The sequence below is a fragment of the [Clostridium] aerotolerans DSM 5434 genome, from assembly GCF_000687555.1.
In the GTDB taxonomy this organism is placed as follows: domain Bacteria; phylum Bacillota; class Clostridia; order Lachnospirales; family Lachnospiraceae; genus Lacrimispora; species Lacrimispora aerotolerans.
This window is the reverse complement of sequence record NZ_JHWJ01000001.1, coordinates 341,905-360,565: the sequence shown is the minus strand read 5'-3', so window position 1 is coordinate 360,565 and position 18,661 is coordinate 341,905. Positions and strand designations below refer to the sequence as shown.

At 42.7% G+C, this 18,661-nt stretch carries 20 protein-coding genes; 3 read left to right on the top strand and 17 right to left on the bottom strand.

Going from position 1 to position 18,661, the window contains the following annotated elements:
- Positions 1–91 precede the first annotated feature (91 nt).
- The 14 genes from purD to T546_RS0101655 form a co-directional block, all read right to left on the bottom strand.
- Positions 92–1,366: a phosphoribosylamine--glycine ligase gene (purD, locus tag T546_RS0101720; protein WP_026890132.1), complete on the bottom strand. Its 1,275-nt coding sequence runs from the start codon at positions 1,364–1,366 to the stop codon at positions 92–94.
- Positions 1,363–1,965 carry a phosphoribosylglycinamide formyltransferase gene (gene purN, locus T546_RS0101715; protein WP_026890131.1) on the bottom strand — a complete coding sequence of 201 codons (603 nt, stop codon included), beginning with the start codon at positions 1,963–1,965 and terminating at the stop codon, positions 1,363–1,365. The genes purD and purN overlap by 4 nt, the downstream gene beginning before the upstream one ends.
- On the bottom strand, positions 1,959–2,984 hold the full coding sequence (gene purM / locus T546_RS0101710; protein WP_026890130.1) for a phosphoribosylformylglycinamidine cyclo-ligase: 1,026 nt from the start codon (positions 2,982–2,984) through the stop codon (positions 1,959–1,961). The genes purN and purM overlap by 7 nt, the downstream gene beginning before the upstream one ends.
- A gap of 25 nt (positions 2,985–3,009) precedes the next feature.
- The gene (gene purE / locus T546_RS0101705; RefSeq protein WP_026890129.1) at positions 3,010–3,528 is read right to left on the bottom strand and encodes a 5-(carboxyamino)imidazole ribonucleotide mutase; all 519 of its coding nucleotides are present in this window, start codon (positions 3,526–3,528) and stop codon (positions 3,010–3,012) included.
- 237 nt (positions 3,529–3,765) lie between these two features.
- Positions 3,766–5,577, bottom strand: a complete 1,812-nt coding sequence (locus T546_RS22600; RefSeq protein ID WP_051629529.1) for a methyl-accepting chemotaxis protein — start codon at positions 5,575–5,577, stop codon at positions 3,766–3,768.
- 129 nt (positions 5,578–5,706) lie between these two features.
- Positions 5,707–7,791, bottom strand: coding sequence for an aminopeptidase (locus T546_RS0101695; protein ID WP_026890128.1), 2,085 nt, complete (start codon positions 7,789–7,791; stop codon positions 5,707–5,709).
- Positions 7,792–7,795: 4 nt separating this feature from the next.
- On the bottom strand, positions 7,796–8,116 hold the full coding sequence (locus T546_RS0101690) for a hypothetical protein (protein WP_024835547.1): 321 nt from the start codon (positions 8,114–8,116) through the stop codon (positions 7,796–7,798).
- Positions 8,085–8,576, bottom strand: coding sequence for a VanZ family protein (locus tag T546_RS0101685; protein WP_024835546.1), 492 nt, complete (start codon positions 8,574–8,576; stop codon positions 8,085–8,087). The genes T546_RS0101690 and T546_RS0101685 overlap by 32 nt, the downstream gene beginning before the upstream one ends.
- Positions 8,577–8,654: 78 nt before the next feature.
- Positions 8,655–8,804 carry a hypothetical protein gene (locus tag T546_RS25490; RefSeq protein ID WP_026890127.1) on the bottom strand — a complete coding sequence of 50 codons (150 nt, stop codon included), beginning with the start codon at positions 8,802–8,804 and terminating at the stop codon, positions 8,655–8,657.
- A 12-nt stretch (positions 8,805–8,816) separates the two neighbouring features.
- A complete protein-coding gene (pyrE, locus tag T546_RS0101675; protein ID WP_024835544.1) occupies positions 8,817–9,491 on the bottom strand; it encodes an orotate phosphoribosyltransferase in 675 nt (224 codons plus the stop codon).
- 45 nt (positions 9,492–9,536) lie between these two features.
- Positions 9,537–10,439, bottom strand: a complete 903-nt coding sequence (locus T546_RS0101670; protein WP_026890126.1) for a dihydroorotate dehydrogenase — start codon at positions 10,437–10,439, stop codon at positions 9,537–9,539.
- Positions 10,440–11,216 carry a dihydroorotate dehydrogenase electron transfer subunit gene (locus tag T546_RS0101665; RefSeq protein ID WP_026890125.1) on the bottom strand — a complete coding sequence of 259 codons (777 nt, stop codon included), beginning with the start codon at positions 11,214–11,216 and terminating at the stop codon, positions 10,440–10,442.
- Positions 11,217–11,225: 9 nt separating this feature from the next.
- Entirely contained in the window at positions 11,226–12,143 is a 918-nt protein-coding gene (gene pyrF / locus T546_RS0101660) for an orotidine-5'-phosphate decarboxylase (RefSeq protein WP_026890124.1), read from the bottom strand.
- A gap of 54 nt (positions 12,144–12,197) precedes the next feature.
- Complete coding sequence (locus T546_RS0101655; RefSeq protein ID WP_026890123.1) at positions 12,198–12,854, bottom strand: YkgJ family cysteine cluster protein; 657 nt, start codon at positions 12,852–12,854, stop codon at positions 12,198–12,200.
- 199 nt (positions 12,855–13,053) lie between these two features.
- On the opposite strand from T546_RS0101655, the gene T546_RS0101650 reads away from it, so the two are divergent.
- Positions 13,054–13,467, top strand: coding sequence for an Hsp20/alpha crystallin family protein (locus T546_RS0101650; RefSeq protein WP_026890122.1), 414 nt, complete (start codon positions 13,054–13,056; stop codon positions 13,465–13,467).
- Between the two features lie 63 nt (positions 13,468–13,530).
- On the opposite strand, the gene T546_RS0101645 is transcribed toward T546_RS0101650, so the two are convergent.
- Positions 13,531–14,304: a nitroreductase family protein gene (locus tag T546_RS0101645; protein WP_026890121.1), complete on the bottom strand. Its 774-nt coding sequence runs from the start codon at positions 14,302–14,304 to the stop codon at positions 13,531–13,533.
- A 34-nt stretch (positions 14,305–14,338) separates the two neighbouring features.
- The gene (gene pepF, locus T546_RS0101640) at positions 14,339–16,123 is read right to left on the bottom strand and encodes an oligoendopeptidase F (protein ID WP_026890120.1); all 1,785 of its coding nucleotides are present in this window, start codon (positions 16,121–16,123) and stop codon (positions 14,339–14,341) included.
- Between the two features lie 139 nt (positions 16,124–16,262).
- Here pepF and T546_RS0101635 point away from each other — a divergent pair, with 139 nt between their 5' ends.
- Positions 16,263–17,030: a GNAT family N-acetyltransferase gene (locus tag T546_RS0101635; RefSeq protein ID WP_026890119.1), complete on the top strand. Its 768-nt coding sequence runs from the start codon at positions 16,263–16,265 to the stop codon at positions 17,028–17,030.
- A 2-nt stretch (positions 17,031–17,032) separates the two neighbouring features.
- On the opposite strand, the gene T546_RS0101630 is transcribed toward T546_RS0101635, so the two are convergent.
- Complete coding sequence (locus T546_RS0101630; protein ID WP_026890118.1) at positions 17,033–17,668, bottom strand: GNAT family N-acetyltransferase; 636 nt, start codon at positions 17,666–17,668, stop codon at positions 17,033–17,035.
- Between the two features lie 187 nt (positions 17,669–17,855).
- Between T546_RS0101630 and T546_RS26085 the strand changes: the two genes are divergently transcribed.
- A complete protein-coding gene (locus T546_RS26085; protein WP_084326063.1) occupies positions 17,856–18,635 on the top strand; it encodes a PocR ligand-binding domain-containing protein in 780 nt (259 codons plus the stop codon).
- Positions 18,636–18,661 lie beyond the last annotated feature (26 nt).

Sequence of the window (18,661 nt, the reverse complement as noted above, 5' to 3'; positions counted from 1 at the left end):
ATAACATATCATGAAATGGACATCATGTCAACGATTTTTTAACAAACCAGGCCATTTTTATTAATATTTATTAAGATATTTTAAATATCATTCAGACATCATCAATTGCTTTTCCAATATCATTTCTCATGTATTTATTTTCAAAAGAAACCCACTGGGCAGCTTCATAGGCATGCTTTCTTGCTTCCTTTAGGTCCGAACCAAGTGCGGTGATACCAAGAACCCTGCCCCCGTTTGTGACAGGTTCTCCCTTCTCATTGAAGCTGCTGCCGGCATGGAAGGCATAATAACCATCTTTTTCCCTAAAATTTGACAACCCTTTTATGGGGAAGCCCTTCTCGTAGTGCTCCGGGTAGCCCTTGGATGCCAGAACCACACAGACCGCTGCATTCTCTTCAAACTGCAGATCAATCTGATCAAGGGTACCGTCAATACAGGCTTCAAATACTTCCACAATATCATTCTTCATACGGGGAAGCACTACCTGAGTCTCAGGGTCACCGAATCTGGCATTGTATTCAAGGACCTTAGGTCCGTCTTCTGTCAGCATGAGCCCAAAGAATATGATGCCTTTAAACTCGATCCCTTCAGATCTTAATGCCCCAACCGTTGGCTCATAAATATGTTTTTGGCAGTAGGCATCTATTTCCTCGGTATAGAATGGACTTGGAGAAAAAGTACCCATTCCTCCTGTGTTAAGTCCCTGATCCCCATCTTTTGCCCTTTTATGATCCTGGGCTGAGGTCATGATCTTAATGGTTTTTCCATCTACAAAAGAAAGAACCGAGACTTCACGTCCGGTCATAAATTCCTCGGCCACGATCCGGTCACCAGAAGAACCAAACTGCTTATCCAGCATAAGAGCTTTTACTCCCTCTTTGGCCTCTTCCCTCGTATTGCAGATGAGAACTCCTTTTCCAAGTGCCAGTCCGTCTGCCTTCAGTACAATGGGCATCCTGGCGGTTTCCAAGTAGCTTAAAGCCTCCTCCGGGGAATCAAAGGTCTCATATCCAGCTGTGGGAATCCCGTATTTTTTCATCAGATCCTTAGAGAAGGATTTAGAACCCTCCAAACGGGCAGCGCTTTGATTCGGTCCAAAAACACGAAGATCTGCTTTTGCAAATGCATCTGCTGCGCCAGCTACCAATGGATCGTCAGGGCCTACAATGGTCAAGTCAATGTCATGCTCCCTGGCGAAAGCCACCTGTCTGTCAAAATCAAGAACAGAAATATCCACACACTCTGCAAATTCTGCAATCCCAGCATTTCCAGGCGCGCAATAAATCGTTTCAACCTTTGGGCTTTGAGCTACTTTCCAGGCAATGGCATGCTCTCTTCCGCCGCCTCCTATGATCAGAACTTTCATCCTATCTCCTCCTGTCCATTTGCAATCATATGAATGGCCTTCGGCAAAATGACCCATTCTGCCTCTTCCATCACTCTTTGTTGGAGTTCCTTCGGAGTATCTCCTTTATGCACCTCTACTGCTTTTTGAAGAATAATTGGTCCGGTATCCGTTCCCTCATCTACATAATGTACGGTTGCTCCTGTTATCTTCACGCCCCGCTCCAGGGCAGCCTCATGGACCTTCAGCCCATAGTATCCCACACCGCAGAATGCTGGTATGAGAGAGGGATGTACGTTAATAATCCGATTACGGTATTTTTTGATCATGATATCTGGTATGGCAACAAGGAAACCGGCAAGAACAATAAGATCAAGCCGGTATTCATCGGTTTTTTCAAGCAGAGCGTGATAAAACTCTTCTCTGCTTTCATAGTCTTTGGGAGAAATACAGACCGCATCGATTCCACATTCCTCGGCCCGTTTCAGTGCATAAGCATTCTTATTGTTGCTTATGACTACATTCACCTCTGCGTTTGTAATGGTTCCTTGATCTATGGCATCTAACACTGCCTGAAGATTGGTGCCACCCCCGGAAACGAGTACGCCGATCCTTAGCATAGAGTCACACCTTTTTCGCCCTCAGCCGTGCGTCCGATTACATAAGCAGTCTCTCCTGCCTTACCAATGGCTTCCATAGCTGCGTCCACATCTTTTTCATCCACTGCCAGAATCATGCCAATTCCCATGTTGTAGGTGTTATACATCATCTCTTCTGTAATCTCACCCTTCTTTGCCATAAGCTTAAAAATCGCCGGCACTTCATAACTGTTCTTTTCCACGATGGCAGTGATACCATCTGGAAGCATCCTGGGAATATTTTCATAGAAGCCGCCGCCGGTAATATGGCTGCAAGCCTTGATTACCACACCGCTTTCCTTTACACTCTTAAGCGCTTTTACATAAATCTTTGTAGGAACAATCAATGCTTCCCCAAGTGTCTTTCCAAGTTCCTCATAATAAGTGCCAAGGCTTTCTTTGGAGACATCAAATACTTTGCGGACCAGAGAAAAACCATTGCTGTGAACACCGGAGGAGGCGATTCCGATCAGTACGTCTCCAGCCTTTAAGGAAGCTCCTGTAATCAAGTCCTTTTCATCCACAACACCAACCGCAAATCCGGCAAGGTCATATTCATCTTCCGGATAAAAGCCCGGCATCTCGGCAGTCTCTCCACCGATCAAGGCTGCGCCAGCCTGCTTACAGCCTTCTGCAACTCCGCCTACTATCTCAGCGATCTTCTCCGGGAAATTCTTTCCACAGGCAATGTAATCAAGGAAAAATAAGGGCTCACCGCCCGCGCAGGCAATGTCGTTAACGCACATGGCCACACAGTCAATGCCGACCGTATCATGCTTGTCCATAAGAAAAGCCAGCTTAAGCTTAGTGCCAACCCCATCGGTACCAGAAACCAGGGTGGGCTTTTCCATATTTTTAAATGCTGACATGGAAAATGCGCCTGAGAATCCTCCAAGGCCTCCAAGAACCTCTGGTCTCATGGTCTCCTTTACATGCTTTTTCATTAATTCCACTGACCGGTATCCGGCTTCTATGTCAACTCCAGCATTCTTATAATCCATACCTTTTTCCTCCGCTTCTGATATTTTACTTTTTCATCTGGGATACATATTCCTTATAACCGATCTGGTCCAGTTTTTCGGCCTTCTTCACCACATCGTTCTTTAAATTCTCAGAATAGTCCTTTAACCTCTTTAAGAGCTCTTCATCGCTGGCAGCCAGAATCTTTGCAGCCAGAATACCTGCATTGGTTCCTCCATTAATGGCAACGGTAGCTACCGGTATGCCAGATGGCATCTGAACGATGGAATAAAGAGAATCCACTCCGCCAAGATCAGAAGTTTTCATGGGGATTCCGATGACTGGCATTGGAAAGAGAGCTGCACACATACCTGGAAGATGAGCTGCTTTACCGGCACCAGCAATGATTACCTTTACTCCTCTTGCTTCTGCTGTCTTTGCATATTCAAAAAATATATCAGGCTCTCTGTGAGCTGAAATTACAGTCATCTCGAACTCCACACCAAGCTTCTCTAAAATCTCTGCCGCCTGAGCCATAATAGGCATATCAGAATCGCTTCCCATAACAATTGAAACCTTTGCCATAGTAAATTCTCCTTTTCGCTTTGTAATATATGATAATTCATTATTAACGGTTATATTATTAATTAGTTTAATTAATATATTGTGCCCACTAATCAATCACTACTTATTAATTATAATACTAGTTTTTCTCTTCTTCGTCAATGGTTTTCTTCACATTTTTAAGTATATCCAAAATGGCAAAAACAATGGCGCATGACAGGAAGTGAATCCTTCCGCCATGCGCCTCACTATGTAATATTAATATTTACTGCCGCCATAAGATGACGTATCTTCAAAATATACCGGATCAATTTTTATCTGTGGAAGCTCAGCTTCTTCCTCATAGTGTGTAATCTGAGGCAGAGGCTCTTCTTTGGCAGTAATATTTTCACTTCCATCATAGAGCTTGAACTGCTGTACCAGTCCCTTCATGATCTGGGCCTGACCTGACAGCTCTTCGCTGGCTGCCGCACTCTGCTCTGCCGTTGCTGAATTTGTCTGAACCACGCTGGAAATCTGGTCGATTCCCTGGGTGACCTGATTGACAGCAATGGCCTGCATATCGGAAGCTCCTGCAACATTTTCAATAATTGTGTTGATGCGTTTTGTTCCTTCTACCACCTGCTGCATGGATTTTGCTGTCTCTGTGGAAATTCTGGTGCCGTTTTCTACCGCATGCATGCTCTCTTCTATGAGTAATGTGGTATTCTTTGCTGCTTCCCCAGACTTGCTGGCAAGGTTACGGACTTCATCTGCAACCACTGCAAAGCCTTTCCCTGCCTCTCCTGCCCTGGCTGCCTCTACAGCAGCGTTAAGGGCCAGAATATTGGTCTGGAATGCAATATCTTCAATGGTCTTAATAATCTTACCGATTTCATTGGACTTATCGCTGATCTGCATCATGGCCTGATTCATCTCTACCATCTTCTCATTGCTGACCATTACATTCTGCTCTGCTTTCTCAGCTTCCATACGGGCTTCTTTGGCATTCTGAGCATTGCTGTTAATCTGATTTGAGATATCGTTAATCGTAGCCGCAAGCTCCTGAATGGAAGACGCCTGCTCTGTTGCTCCCTGAGACAGAGCCTGTGCACCAGAGGAGACCTGCTCCGAACCGCTGGCCACCTGATCAGCCGATTCATTGATGCGGAAAAGAGCATCGCTTAAATTATTACGGATATTGCGAAGCGCTTCCATAATCGGCTCATAATCATAGACATACTGCTCTCTGCACTTGGATCCCACCTGGAAATCTCCGGAGGCCATGGCACCTAACAGATAAGTAATATCATCAATAATATTACCTATATTTGATATGGTCTTTCTCATGCTGTCTGCAAGATTTCCAAGCTCATCCTTTGACTCGTAATTTAAATCCACATGCAGACTTCCCTTTGACATCTCTCCGGCTGCCTTTTCAATCTCACGCACCGGCTTTACAATGCTTCTGGTAATGGTAGTTGCAAGTACTATGGTTGCTACCACTGCTAAGATCTGAAAGAGAACAATGATGATTTCAGACACCATCATAAGGGACTGGGACTGTTTATAGTCCTGATCCGCGCTGGCCTGAACGGTATCGCTGATCTTCACAAGATCATCCTGCATCTTGGTAAACAGCGGCTCCAGCTTATCGAAAAAAAGATTGGAAGCCTGACGGTTTTTATTCTCCTTTGACTGGTTATACACCTCTTCCTTAAATGGCTCTGCCTCTTTTAAGGTATTGGCAATATCATCAACAAGAGCCTGATCCCCTTTGAAGTTCTCCCTTAAATACTGAATTCCTTCGTCAAGCTTTTTAAAATCACTTTCTGCGGTCTCAATGTACTTATTCGTTGTATTAATATCAAGACTCATGGTCGCATAGCTTACGTTCTTGGCGGAAGACTGTAAATCACGTCTCATATCAGCTGCCAGCAGAGTAATCTCATGACCATTATTATAAAACTTTACAAACTTACTGTTATTCGTTATCAAGCCATACAAAGAAGTACAAGAAACAATCAAAAACAAAGCAAAAACAATTCCAAACGCAATTGTAATTCTTTTACCAATCTTTAAATTTTTCATCTAGTTCCCTCCATGAGACATCATCTTTCTCTGTATCTTCTATGCCATTATCGGCATCTTAGCGGAATTCTTAAGTATTTTTACAAGTTTTCTGGCAATAATTGTATTTTTTTGTTCAGTTTGTTTTTTTTATGACTGAGAAACCTCTAATAACGGAAGATTCAACTCCTCAATTCCGTCTAAAACAAACTTACCGTCCTTAATAATCGCAACTCTTTTGCCATCTTTCGCTACGGTTTCAATGGTATCCAGCTCTGCATAAGGAATGGTAATATCCGTATGGCAGCTATAATATGCCTTTGTTAAATCCAGCTTTCTAAGCTCTGACACTTCGTTATCCCTGGCAATCACTTCTTTTCCATTGGGATTATACACAGGACTGTCCTCTGACCAGCTGTAACACGTATCTCCCACTGCAAAATGAGGTCCCATCTTCTCTACGATTAATATAGGAAGCTTATCCAGAATACCAAACTTTCTTGCCATCTTATAGGCTGTGGTATTAGTTCCAATGGCAAACTCTCCCATAGGAAGGGTCTCATGATTCTTTAAAATCACTTGCTTAATGAGGGCCTTTCCCTGGCTTGGATCTTCAAAATTGCTGCAGGAATAATCCTTAATCATACCGTTTTCAAAGGTCATCATAAGGTCTTTAAACTGAAAATCACCAATGTATACCGTACTTACAAACAGCGTACCTTCTGTACCGGCAAGCACTGGAGAGGTGAACACTTCTCCCAGAGGGATATTCACATCCGCCACACAGTTCTCAAAATTGGTTTCCTTTTCCCTGTTATTAAGAGCATGAAGAGCCACCCGTAAGTTAGTCTTGTTATCCCCGCTTCCGGTCACTTCCACATATTCCGCTTCGTCAAGGGCATCGATGATGATCTGCTGAAGGTCTTTATACTTTTCATAATCCAGAGTATTGATGGCAATGGTCTCTTCAAAGATTTCTTCAAACCGTTCTCCGATTTCAGGAACCGGGAACGCGATAATGGTAAAGCTGATTTCATCTCCACGGACAAACTGGTTTACGATTCTTGATGATTCGTTGGCCATCTCTGCCGCCAGTTTTTCCTGCTTCGCATCCAGAATATTTGCCTCGGCTTTATTCACCGGCTTAAAGCCTTCTTTTCCAAAGGTCTCCATAACAGCAGGTCCTGCGAACTCAGACGCAAGGTCCTTATAAGTTTCATAAGCCACCTTCATCACAGCGGCTCTGCGGTCCTTAAATGCTTTATTTAAATAGATGGCATTGTCATAGCGGTGATCATAATCATACTGCCGGTTAGCAGAAGTTCCAAAAAATCCGCCTCTGCGCCCCACGTTTACATTCACAGACCAAACGGCTGCACGGCAGAGAATAATTTTAAGGCCCATCTTTTCAAAATTTTCCATGGCGTATTTAATCATACGTTCAAATCCAAGCTCGTAACGGATCTGTACCGATTTTTTCTTTGATAAATCCCTGCCCATGACCTCAAATCCCTTGCGGTAACCTTCGGTGTAGGTGTCTGCCATGAGGCGGACTTTTTCCTCTGGAAGAGAATTTAAGAAAGCAGCTATCTTAAGCTCTGAATCGGAAATATAATCTCCAAAGTAATAGAGGTAACGAAGGTCATTAAGATCATTCTCCTTAATAATATCCGCAGCATAGGATAAGGAGGGATCAAGACTTTCTCTGACCCGGTATGAAACCGTATGGTCGGTATAATCACTGACAAACCAGTAGAGCACTTCCTTAATGGCAGTAACCTCCGGAGCCTCTTCCTCAAACATATTATAGATTTCTATAAATGCTTCATTTAAAATAGTGATATCTGTAAGCCTGTATTCGTGAACAAAAATAATGTCTCCCCTTATTTCCTTATACAAAAAGGAAAGGAGCTTTCCATATTCTTCTCCCAGCTTGACTGCCGCATAGGCTGGGTCTGCATAGCTGCGTTCATAATTGCCAGGGAAGATATCCTCATACAGCTTATGATTCCAGGTCTTTAACTCCTCAATGGAAGCGGCCTTTTGCTTTCCTTCTTCCAAAAACTGATAGTATTCTCCTATCATCTGAATGAAGGAAGCTGTCTTTTTAAAATAATCCAGATATGGTTCCTTCACCGTATCTTCTAAAACAATTTCCTTAATCCTGTCCATTGACAGTTCAAAACGTTCCATAACAGTTTCATTGTCCTGCTGAAACATCTTGCGATAATCCATATTGCTACCCCCTTATTCCTATTATAATGAGTACCACCCAGAGAATGACAAGGACAGCACTGACTGCTATGCCAATCTGGGCCAGTATATATTTCTTTTCCTTTTCAAAAAAGGAAAGGACGCCGTAACCAATGGAAAAAAAAGAGATCAGCAAACTGCAAAAGCAGACAGCCGCAACATTAAGCTGCGCCTGCCCTGCCGCCATTACAGAGCTTGTGATTCCAATGATTCCCAATACCAGCGCTCCCACAGAAAGTCCCAGGGACAAAAAGCTCTTTTTTGCAAAAGGCTTTCTAATGTAGGATACTTTTTTCTGCTTTTTCACGCCTTTTCCTCCTTACTCTTATGCGCTGCACAATCTTATACAGAATATAGCCAAGGATACCTCCGGCCGTGTTTAAAATCATGTCGTCTACATCAAAGCTGCCAACTTTAAACACGAGCTGAATGGTCTCAATACTTAAGCTGAAAAGAAAGCTTAATAGTACCGTATTAAAAAAACGGCGGCTCCTGCGGCTAATGACAGGAAGGAAAAAACCAAACGGCATAAATCCTGCTATATTTCCTACGATATTAAGAAGAAAAGACTCCAGTCCAACCACTTTACGGTAAACAATAAAACGCCGTATCTCCTTGAATGGAACCAGGTTGTAGGCGTAATTTTCCCGGATATGACTTCCTCTTCCAAAATAATCAGAGAAAAACAGAAAGTAGACCAAAAAGATTACGTATACTAAAAAGATCACCCATCCCATCTTCTGCCGCTTTGTCGCATTTTTAATCATAACAGCTCCATCTTTATAAAAAGAGAAAGGCTGCCGGAAAACCATTGTTTCCTACAGCTTCCTCTTAACATAATAACATTAAAATGTGATTTCAGATTTTCTTTTCAGCAGAAAAGCTCCATTGATGATGGAAATAACTCCGGCAGCAACGCCAATTACCGTGATAACAATTCCAACTCCAAGGCTTAACGCTCCAACATTTCTCATAGTCTTGTAAACTCTTTCCATATCAGGCTCTCCTTATCTCACTCCATAGATTTCATAATAAGTATCAATCGCAGCTTTCAGAGCATCATCAATGATGATTTTACCGTCATATTCTCTATTGTATAAATGTTCGATGACCTCTGCCATAGAAACGATGGCTGACGCCTTAAAACCATACTTCTCCTGGATTTCATCAAGGGCGCTTTTATCACCCTTTCCTTTTTCCATACGGTTTAAGGAAACCATAAGTCCTAATATTTCTACATCTCCCTGTGCCTTAATAATAGGAAATGTCTCTTCAATCGATTTTCCAGAGGTGGTCACATCTTCAATAATTACCACACGGTCCCCATCCTTTATGGGACTTCCAAGAAGAATTCCTGTATCGCCATGATCCTTTTCTTCTTTCCGGTTGGAACAATATTTAATTTCCTTGCCATAGAGTTCATGAAAGGCAATGGTCGTAGCAACACTTAAGGGAATTCCTTTATAGGCAGGTCCGAATAATACGTCAAAATCATCGCCAAAGGTTTCATGTATGGCCTTTGCATAATATTCTCCCAGCTTTTTTAACTGGGCTCCTGTTACATAAGAACCTGCATTCATAAAAAATGGCGATTTTCTTCCGCTTTTCAGTGTAAAGTCGCCGAATTTAAGAACATTGCTGTCCACCATAAATTCTATAAATTCCTGTTTATACTGTTCCATTTTTATCCTCTCTATTCAAAAAGTTCTTGCTTATATTCCTGCCATCTACCTTACAGCACCGATCAGTTCCTTAATATCCTTCACACCGTATCGCTCCATATAAGCCTCAATGCCTTTTACCACCTCTTCGGCTGCATATGGATTTCTGAAATTGACGGTTCCTACAGATACAGCTGTGGCTCCTGCCAGAATAAACTCAATGGCATCATCTGCATCCATAATACCACCCATACCGATGACTGGAATCTTCACGGCATTGGCTGCCTGGTATACCATACGGACTGCAATGGGTTTAATCGCGGGACCGGAAAGTCCGCCTGTTTTATTCGCAACCGCAAAGGTACGGCGGTTAATATCGATCTTCATTCCAGTCAGTGTGTTAATAAGGGAAATAACATCAGCGCCGCCTGCTTCTGCCGCTTTTGCCATGACTCCAATATCAGTCACATTGGGGCTTAATTTCATGATAACCGGCTGCTTTGCATACTTTTTCACTTCACGGGTAATGGCTTCCACTGCTTTTGGATCCTGTCCGAAGGCGATTCCGCCCTCTTTCACATTGGGGCAGGAGATATTGATCTCCAGCATATCCACTGGCTCCTCTGAAAGCCGCTCCACTACTGCAAGGTAATCTTCTGTTGTCTTTCCGCAGACATTGACGATTATCTTTGTATCATACTTCTTTAAAAACGGAATGTCTCTTTGAGCAAAAACCTCCATACCAGGATTTTGAAGTCCAATGGCATTGAGCATACCGCCGTATGTTTCCGCAATTCTTGGCGTAGGGTTACCCGGCCAGGCCACATTTGCAACGCCTTTTGTGACCACAGCACCAAGATAGCCTAAATCGAACATCTCACTGTACTCTTCTCCTGAGCCAAAGGTTCCGGAGGCTGTCATAACAGGATTTTTCAGTTCAATCCCAGCCAGATTTACTTTTGTATTCATCTAAAAGTCTACCTCCTCTGCCCGGAATACCGGGCCGTCTTTGCAGACCCGCTTATTATGAACCATGGAATGCTCATCCACCTCACTGCTTTTGCAGACGCAGGCCAGACACGCACCGATGCCACATGCCATACGTTCCTCCAAAGAGAGATAGCACTCAATTCCGTTCTCCTCGGCATATGCCTTTATTGCTTTTAACATGGGGGTCGGGCCACAGGCAAAAATTACATCTGCGCTCAGGCCATGTTCTCTCACTGCGTCCAGTACATTCCCTTTTGTTCCCTGACTGCCATCTTCTGTGGCTACAAAGGTGGTACCATAGGGAGTGAATTCATCTTCTAAGAACATGGTATCCCGGTAACCAAGAATGATCTGTTTTTCACAGTCAAGATGCTTAGACAGCTCCAGCATAGGAGGAATTCCAATTCCTCCGCCAATGATGAATGCCCGCTTACCTGCTGCTCCGGCTTCCAGAGGGAAACCATTGCCAAGGGGGCCAAGGATCTCTGCATAATCCCCTTCTTTATAATAGGAGAATTCCTCTGTACCACTGCCTAATACCCGGTATACGATACGGATCAGACCCTTTTCCCTGTCAATCTCACATATACTGATGGGACGGGGCAGAAGTTTGGAATTATCCTTTGTATACAAAGAAATAAACTGGCCTGGTACTGCTTCTCTTGCTATCTTCTCTGTTTCAATCCACATGCTGTATACGCCATCAGCCAGCTTTTCCTGACTGGCGACCCTTGCTGATTCCATTACTTTCGCCATGATGTCCCCCTATAATACCCGGTTGATGTCTGTTACCATATCGATGACTGCCTGTCTTGAGGCCTCACCAAAGTGCTCTGCACCATATTTCTTATATTTATCCTGCTTATATGCAGCAATGATTCCTCTGGAGGAGTTTACCACAGCGCCTAATCCATCTTCATTAAAACAGGGCTTTAAATCTTCAGCCGTTCCTCCCTGAGCACCATAACCTGGTACCAGGAAATAGGTATTTGGCATAAGCTTACGGAGAATTCTGCTCATCTCTGGATAAGTAGCTCCTACCACTGCACCTACGTTGCTGTAGGTTCCGTCCATGGACTGGGCTCCCCATTCTACTACCTTTTCGGCTACCAGCTCGTACAAAGGACGTCCATCAATCAGCCGATCCTGAAATTCTCCGCTGGAGGGATTGGAGGTCTTAACAAGAACAAACAGTCCCTTATCCTCTTCCTTACATACGTCCACAAAGGGTTTCACGCCATCCGTTCCCAGATAGGGATTGATGGTAAGAAAATCTGTCCCAAATGCGGTGAGACGATTGCTTCCTACCTTTACTTTACCAATATGAGCGGTAGCATACGCAGATGAAGTAGAACCGATATCGCCTCGTTTTGCATCGCCAATCACAAGAAGGCCTTTTTCCTGACAATAGTTTACTGTTTTTACATAAGCCTGCAATCCTTCAATGCCAAACTGTTCATACATGGCGATCTGAGGCTTTACGGAGGGGATTAAATCGTATACATGATCTATAATTTCTTTATTATACTGCCAGATTGCTTCTGCAGCACCTTCCAGAGTCTCACCAAACTCTTCCAATGCCTTGCTTAGGACATGTTCTGGTATATAGTCAAGCATGGGGTCAAGTCCTACACAGATCGGTGCCTTTGTCTTCTGGATTTTTTCAATTAATTGCCTGATCATTGTCTCCTCCTGGGTTCCATTTATTCTTATTATTCTCTATTCTTACCAATTCTATCATAAGAAGGTACTCGCTTCAAGCCTTCTTTCAAACTGACTGTAAAAATCCTGTTCCATTTCATAGGGTACCAAATAAAAGTTTTTTAACACGTACATGCTGACCTGATTGGCAAAGGAAGGGTCATTTTCTGTTTTGATGCGTTTTTCTAGATTTTTCAAATAATGATACCATTTTAGCACAAAGGCTTCATACTGTTTCACATCAGATGTATCCAGCCATTTTTTCACCTTTACCTTTGTCCGTTCTTCCATTCTGCATTCATGTAATTGAAGAAAATACTTCATTTCCTGTTCCCCGTAAACCCTTCCCAAAGGAAACAGACGGCAGATTCCGGGGCGGAAGCTATGGATGCTGCATCTTCCCCGATGATTTAGGAAACTGCACCGTTCAGCCTCACCTGCCATTTTTAGATTGGGAAGTACGATTCCATCCACTACATTTAATTCAAGCTTATCCTGAAGCAATGCTTCCATGGTGCAGGACAGATTTTCACACAAACGGTAACAGTCAAGAGGATCCAGGGTAACAGATTGTCCCATCCCCTGACAGCAGTCAGAACAGCCCCTGCAATCCTTACAGTCCGCCTTTACCATATCATTTATGCCATATAATTTCCCATCGGAAATCTCATTTAAGTCAACTTCCCGTTTCATGGATCCCATTCCTCACTTTAAAATATTTCAAACATGGTTATTTTATCATTTTCTATTCATACTAGCAACGTAGTTTCGACGAAAAATATTAGCACTCACCTATTGACAGTGCTAATAATATGTGTTATATTACATGTATAACACATATAGAACACCAATGAACGGTGCTGCATCTATCGAATAAAAAGGAGGAACTGATATGTTATTATCCAGAAGAAACAATTTATTTGATGATTTTTTCAATGATCCGTTTTTTACAGATTCATATTTAAACAAGCAACCCTTAATGAAAACCGATATTGAAGACAGCGGTGACCACTATGTTATAGATATGGAACTGCCTGGCTTTCAGAAGGATATGGTAAAGGCAGAGCTAAAAGATGGGTATCTCACCATCCTCGCTGAAAACAGTTCAGAAAATAACTCCGATGAAGAAAAGAACTATATCCGCAGAGAGCGGTATCACAGTTCTTTAAAGAGAAGCTTTTACGTAGGAACCAGAATCAGACAGGAAGATATTAAGGCATCGTTTGAAAACGGAATCTTAAAGCTTATGCTTCCCAAGGAAGCTCCCAAGGAAATTGAAGAAAACCGTTATATTCCAATTGAATAGGCATGAAAAAGGAGAAGGACCATACCATTGGCCCTTCTCCTTTTTATATGAAATAACATGTGATCAGCAGTTGAATTCTTTGACGTACGCAGTCGTAACATAAGTCCCGCTTTTAAAGGACTTTTTAAGCATTGTTTCTTCTGCTTCCAGCTTGATGTTCATCCACATCTCTTCCGCGGCTATGGTTAGATGGGACAACATAATCCCAATACTGATATCACGCATGGAAACTAAGGGGGCAGAAGGCAGAAATTCTCTGCAGGCAAAGATATAAATCCTGTCGTGGTATACAATAAACCGCCAGGGCTGGTTATTCATAGCCGACGGAGACAGCCTTGCAGCTTTTAATATATTTTTCATCGGCTCTCCGATTTCTTCTTTAAATACGCACAGCTCCTTTAACGGCAAGCGCTTTGCCGTAGCCGGATCCCGGTACAGAAGTGTTTTGGGATAGCCAAAAGCTATTGCGACGACCTGCTTAACCCCTTCCATCTCATGACCAGTGATTCTGGTATTCCCCAGATAGCAGGATCCAATGCCCTTCCCTGTCATATATAAGAGAATCGGCTCCAGGATATATCCTGCGTTTGTCAGATACCCTTCTTTTTCCTCGGAATAAAATACCAGATAATAGGGAGCCTCTACTTTCCATAAGCCTTTCACTGGAAGATGGCCATCTAAGTTGTCACATATTTCCATTTTCACTGAAATGTCCGCATGAAGCTTCAATACACAGCTCCCGAAATAAAGAATATCCTTTAAAAGCTGTTCCGGGATCTGTTCCTTTTTAAATTTTCTGATGGATCTTCTTTTAAATATCATCTGATAAAGATTCATACCTGCTCCCCTCTTTCCCAACCAGCAATTGGACCTAAATCAGCCCTCTCATTTCTTTTAATAGCCCGGCAAATACCAAAAGCGCATCCTTTACCGGCTCTGCTGTGGACATATCCACTCCGCAAAGCTTTAATAAATCAATGGGAGTCATGGAATTTCCGCCGCTTAAAAATTTAAAATAACCCTCAATCACTTCCTGATCCCCGGAAAGGATCTTGCTGCTGATAGCTACAGCAGCAGAAAAGCCTGTTGCATACTGATATACATAAAATGGTGTATAGAAATGAGGAATTCTGGACCACTCGAAATCAATCTCCGGATCAACCACCATATCCGGACCAAAATAAAATTCATTGAGCTTATGGTATGTCTGACCAAGAAGATCCGCCGTCAGTATCTGCCCCTCTTTTACCAGGCGGTGAGTCTCAGCCTCAAACTCCGCAAACATTGCCTGACGGTAAAGTGTTCCACGGAAGCTATCCATAAAATGATTTACCAGATAAGCACGCTCACTCTTATCTTTCGTTGTATCTAAAAGGTGGCGGATTAAGAGCGCTTCATTACAGGTGGAAGCTACCTCTGCAACAAATATTTTATAGCCTGCATCCACATAGGACTGATTTTTATCCGAAAACCAGCTATGAAGTGCATGCCCCATCTCATGAGCCAGGGTAAATACGCTGTCTAAGGTTCCATTAAAATTAAGGAGAACGTAAGGATGGATTCCGTAAACTCCCCAGGAATAAGCTCCGCTTCTCTTTCCTTCATTCTCATACACATCGATCCATCGGTTATCAAAGCCTTCCTTTAAAAGAGCCAGATATTCCTCTCCCAAAGGCTTTAATCCCTCAAGAACCATGGTTTTCGCTTCGTCAAAGGATATTTTCTTTTCTTCCAAAGATACCATTGGCACATATAAATCGTACATATGAAGCTCATCTACTCCCAGAGCTTCCTTACGGATGGATACGTACTCATGAAGATAAGAAATCCCTTCCCGGACAGCCTTTATCAGATTGTCATAGACTTCTTCCGGTATTTCGTTCTCGGATAAGGAGTGTGCCCTTGACGATGTGTAATTTCTTGCTGATGCATAGAAAGCTGCCTGTTTTACATTGGAAAAAAAGGTAGACGCCAGCGTGTTTCCAAACTGCTTGTAGATGCTATATAGCGCTTCAAATGCTGACTTTCGCACTCTTCTGTCCTGCTTTTCCATAAGGGCGATATAGTTGCCATGGGTAATTTTAACCGGCTCCTGGTTCTCATCAAGAATCTCAGGGAATTTGGCATCTGCATTATTGAACATATTGAAAATATCAGATGCCCCTGATGTCGCTTCCAGGGATTTGGCAAGAAGGGCCTCTTCTGCAGCAGATAAGGTATGCTCCTTCTTTTTCATGATAATTTCAAGGGTTCTTTTATAACGCTTTAGCTCCGGTAATTTCTCCTGATATTCCGAAAGAGTATTTTCTGGAATTGTCAATATCTCAGGCACTAAAAAAGCAGAAAGACTTGCCGCCTGATAGGATAAGGCTCTTGCTTTTGCTGCAAATTCCTGATATCTTGCATTCCCTGTATCTTCATCTGACTTCTGTTTTCCATATACGAACAGAGTCTCTATCTTTAAGGATACCTCCTCGTCAAATTTCAGACAGGAAAAAAGCATCTCGCCGGACTCTGCAAGATGTCCTTCATATCTTTTATAACCTGCAATTGCCTGCTCTGTTTCACGGAATAAATCCTCCCAGGCTGCTTCAGACGGCAATATATCCGCCAGGTTCCAGGTGTCGCTTACCGGTATTTCATCTCTCTTTTTCAATGATATCCCTCCAACTGCTTTACTTGTGTTTATTCTATCACCCATATTTCAAAGAAACAACTGGAAATATGGAAATATTTCATTGAATTTTCATGTTTTTTTGTATTATACTATAGGAAAACAAATCAGGAGCCATGATATGAATGTAATCCGCACCAATGCCCCAAGTCAAACACAAAAAAATGATGCAATCACGCTTCAGGAAGTTTGCAAAAGTCATGATCATATTTCTCTGACACTTCCAACGGAAGAAGATTGTATTTACTTCTTATTATACGACGAAGAAACCCTCTTATCCGTCCTCTGTGCATTTTTTACCGAAAATATGGATTATGAATGCAGTGGATTCACTCACCCCGGGCACAGACAAAAAGGATATTTTACCAGGCTGATCGAAACGCTTTTAGATGAAACAGGAGACAGTGATCTTATATTTCCCGTAGATGAATCCTGTAAGGATACCATCCACGCATTACGTGCCATGGATGCTTCCTTTTGGTATCAGGAGCACATCATGGAGCTACCGCTGACCCAATCCATAAAGACAAGCCGTCTAAAGGAGGGGCCTTCTTTTGATGCCCTATCCCTCTCCATCGCCTCTTCTCCGGAAGAGACCCCGATTCAGTGCGTCTTTTTGCTTGATGGAGAGCAGGTGGGATCCTGCTGTCTCGACTCTCTGGAACATGGAGCTTATTTTTATGGTTTTGAAATTTCAGAACCTTACAGAAACCAGGGACTGGGAAGTGCCTGTCTTTCCCTTTTTTTAGATACGTATTTTGCCCATCCCAATGCAAGACGGTTTAAAAAGCTGTTTCTCCAGGTTTCCGGCCTCAACAAGCCAGCTATTTCACTCTATAAAAAAGCAGGATTTCAGATCACTGAAAGCCTGTCCTATTATGTATATTAAACTCATTTATGATTACGAATCAGGCAATACTGTTTTAAGTCAAATTGCTTTTCAACAACTTCGTATAGTTCAAAGCCAAAATGCTGATAAAAAGATACATTCCCCTCTTTATGGGTTTCCAGGGTGATTATGAGCCCGTTCTTATCCGCATATTCCATCGTTTCCTTTAACAAAAAGGCTGAGATGCCATGACGCTGCATGGCAGGTCTCACCGCAAGATATATGATATGCAGCCGGTTTTGAGTATGGAGCTTTTCTGTCCATTTGGAGTTTAAATAATCCCTGAACTGGAAGAAATTCCACAAGGTCTTAAGAGATGGATCCTCCTTGATCAGATACCCTTTTGTCTTTACATATGCCATGGCCTCCGAAACATAACGCTTTAAGGAATGAAAGGATTCTGATTCATCCTCCACTACGATAATGCCGTGAATTTCTTCGCTGTCCGCATAAATCTCACAGGTAAGAAGAAATTCTTCCATATCGCAAGCGAACAGCTCCGGCAGCAAGCGGTCCCTTGTCTCTTTATCCGGTATAAGCCTGCTATAGAGAGGATCCGATCCAAAGCATTCCGTCAGCAGTTCCTTTAATTTGTCCACATCTTCTTTTTTTACCCGGTACAACCGGTCACTGTCCATGGTCTTATGCCTCTTTTTCTTCTTTTTAACATTTTTGACACGGTCGATTGCAGCACAATCTTTTGCCTTGTGCCATGGGTTTTTACAAGCTATATTCCATCTTCCTTACTTGTATTTGCTCTACTAATATTATATAATAATATTTACAATCGTTTCCAATTCTTATGGGAGAAGGCGGGGAATACATATGATAGACTTAAGAAAATTTATTGATCTTAATGTGCTTCAAAAAATCCAGGATCAGTTTTCCGAGGCCACGGGTCTGGCAGCCATCGCAGTGGATGGAGAAGGCAAATACTTAACCAAGGGAAGTAATTTCACAGATTTTTGCATGAAGCATACCAGAAAGAATGAAGAAGGAGCAAAGCGGTGTCAGAAATGTGACGCCGAAGGGAACGGTACTTATTACTGCCATGCAGGGCTGATGGATTTTTCCACAGATATTATCGTTCAAGGAGAGAAAGTTGGAGCCATTATCGGGGGACAGGTTTTACCAGGTGTACCAGATGAAAACAAATTCCGGGATATTGCCAGAGAGCTTGGCATACCGGAAAACGATTACCTGGCTGCTTTAAAAAAGGTTCCGGTTCGTTCGGAATCCATGATTCGTGCATCTGCAGAGATGCTTGGCAATGTGGTCAATCAGCTGGTCAACTTAGAATACATGAAAACGGCGACACAAAAAAGAAACGATATTCTCGATGTGGAAATTGAACATATTCAGAAATCATTGGATGAAGTCACAGAAAAAACCCGGGATTTACAAAAGGTCGCCTCCATGGAAAATATACTTTCCATAAACGCCTCCATCGAAGCCGCAAGAGCCGGGGATGCTGGAGTGGGGTTTGCGGTGGTCGCAAGAGAGTTTGGTGAAATCTCAAAAAATTCGGGAGGTGTCTACCAGAGAATTCATGAGCTGGTTGGATCCATAAACACTTCTGTAAGTAAGTTAACTGGTGCCATTTAAGAAAGAGCGGGAAAACAAAGGTTTTC